The sequence below is a fragment of the Mesorhizobium sp. M7A.F.Ca.CA.002.09.1.1 genome (assembly GCF_003998555.1).
Classification (GTDB): domain Bacteria; phylum Pseudomonadota; class Alphaproteobacteria; order Rhizobiales; family Rhizobiaceae; genus Mesorhizobium; species Mesorhizobium ciceri.
Map to the genome: position 1 here is coordinate 1 of NZ_RZRR01000941.1, position 2,092 is coordinate 2,092.

Genomic DNA, 2,092 nt, shown 5'->3' on the forward strand with positions numbered 1-2,092 from the left:
CTATTGGGGCGTGCCCCAGTCGATCATCGTCAACGAGATGCTGCCGAGATTGCGCAACGATCCGGGCTATCTCGACCGGGCCGGCTATGAGGTGACGGATTCGCGCGGCAAGCGCATTCCTTCGTCGGCGGTCAACTGGGGCGCCTATGGCTCGAACATCCCATACAGCGTGCGCCAGCAGCCGAGCGAGGCCAACGCGCTGGGCGAGTTGAAGATCCTGTTCCCCAACAAGCATGCGATCTACATGCACGACACGCCGCAGAAATCGTTCTTCCAGCGCGATATGCGCGCGCTCAGCCATGGCTGCGTGCGGCTGCAGGACCCGCGCGGCATGGCGGCGGCGGTGCTTGGCACCTCCGTGGACTATATCGCCGAGAAGCTGAAGCACGGCCACGCGACCGAGAACGTGACACGCACGATCCCGGTCTATGTCGCCTATTTCACCGCATGGCCCGATCTGTCGGGCAAGGTCGAATATTTCGGCGACGTCTACGACCGCGACTCGCGGCTGAAGCAGGCCCTGGATGCCACGGAGGCGGTTCGCTCGCCTTCGAGTTGATTTAGCGCTCGAACAGTGGCCGTCGGAAGCCGGCGTCGCGCCCGGCGATCAGCCAATAGAGCAACCCGGCGACAAGGCCGGCAGCGGCAATGATGCCGATGTCGACCCAACGCTCCGGGTCCATGTCCTCCGGTGCGCTCGGCCAGATCAGGGCGAAGCCGCCGACTGCGGCGCCAGCGCCGAAAACCATGTGCAGCAGGACATTGCGCAGCGAGAAGAACTCTGCGATCAGCGCGAAGATCAACGTTTGCAGCGCGGTCACCACGATCGTCAGGAAATAGACGAACATGCCGAGCGGCGGCACCAGCAGCACCGCGATCGGCGAAACACCCATGACGTCGAAATAGTTGGGCGCATTGGGCAAGGAACTGAGCACGCCATAGATCACCGCCACGGCGATCAGGCCGACCAGCACCGATACGAAGTAGCCGGCCAACATCATCAATATGCGCTTCATCACGTGCTTTGCCGTCGCCATCCCCATCCCCCAATGCGGCGCCCGGAGCTATTCCAGGAAACGACAGTCAGCCATCAAAGCACGACTGACGCAAGGGGAGGCGCCCGCGCCAGGGCGATCGCCGAAGTTGGCGCCGGGAGCCTGTGACGCAGCCGAGAACGAATTCGCGTCGGAGCGTCCCTATTTCGGCTCCGCCGTCACAGGATCGTAGGTGATTTCGACCTTCGCCTTGTCCGCCGTGTAATAGGTGACGGTGTAGGCGCCGCTGTCCCAGTCGACCTCGTCCACATAGCGAAAGCCGTCGCGCTGCTCGACCTTGGCGATGATCTCCGACAGCTTCTTGGCATTGGGCGGCGGCAGCGGCTTGTCGTCCGCGGCCAAGGCCGGCGCGACGGCGAAAAGAACGGCGACGCTGGTCGCCAGCAGAAATCTGGACATGGCTTTCCCTCAAGTTTCGTCGGGGAGAAACTCGCTGGCGTACCGGTTTGTTCCGCGGGTGGAATGCGTGCCGATTCAGTCCACCGGTTTGCAGCTGCCCGAACGAGGGGCCGCTGCCCGCTTGACTTACGCGGCGCGTCGTTGAGCGGGGTGGAGACCTGAACGGGTTCGGCGAGGGTCGACGGCGGTCACGATGCTGTGGTGGTGATCGCAATAGACGCGATCCGCCGAAGTTGGCCCGGCACAAAAACGATAACCGCCGGGTACCGACCGGTCTTCGCTTACCGGGAAGCGGCACTGATAGACGCCTAGCTGAATGAGGGGGACGTCTTTCGAAATTGGTCTGACATTTTCAGGCATGGTTTTTCAGGTTCCTGGTTCATAGCCATTGCCGGCTGACGGCCGCTATGCGACCGCGTCAAGCGAGCTTCTCTCGTTTGGAGGGCTGTGGATCACCATATGGTGTCGATCGCAGCGTCAATGAAGGCCGAAACCCCGCTTTCGCAAGCCAATCCTTGCGACTTAAGGCCACACTGGCTGCTGGGCGGGCGAGCTACGGGAGCGAGTACATTTTGTCAGCAGACAGTGCGGTCGCGTCCAGGAGCATCTCTTCGAACCGTTGCGCCGGTGCTATGGTG

Annotated in this window: 3 protein-coding genes; 1 reads left to right on the top strand and 2 read right to left on the bottom strand. The window is 62.4% G+C overall.

What is annotated here, in order from left to right; genetic code table 11:
- Positions 1-559 (top strand): L,D-transpeptidase family protein (locus EN994_RS28635; protein WP_164746289.1); only part of this gene is annotated, 559 nt, incomplete at its 5' end.
- A 1-nt stretch (position 560) separates the two neighbouring features.
- On the opposite strand, the gene EN994_RS28640 is transcribed toward EN994_RS28635, so the two are convergent.
- Positions 561-1,043, bottom strand: a complete 483-nt coding sequence (locus EN994_RS28640) for a hypothetical protein (protein WP_063167997.1) — start codon at positions 1,041-1,043, stop codon at positions 561-563.
- A 153-nt stretch (positions 1,044-1,196) separates the two neighbouring features.
- The gene (locus EN994_RS28645) at positions 1,197-1,454 is read right to left on the bottom strand and encodes a PepSY domain-containing protein (protein WP_013531689.1); all 258 of its coding nucleotides are present in this window, start codon (positions 1,452-1,454) and stop codon (positions 1,197-1,199) included.
- Between the last annotated feature and the right edge of the window lie 638 nt (positions 1,455-2,092).

Coding starts and splice junctions, on each gene's coding strand:
- EN994_RS28640 (WP_063167997.1), bottom strand. CDS start 1,043: ATGGGGATGGCGACGGCAAAGCACGTGATGAAGCGCATATTGATGATG.
- EN994_RS28645 (WP_013531689.1), bottom strand. CDS start 1,454: ATGTCCAGATTTCTGCTGGCGACCAGCGTCGCCGTTCTTTTCGCCGTC.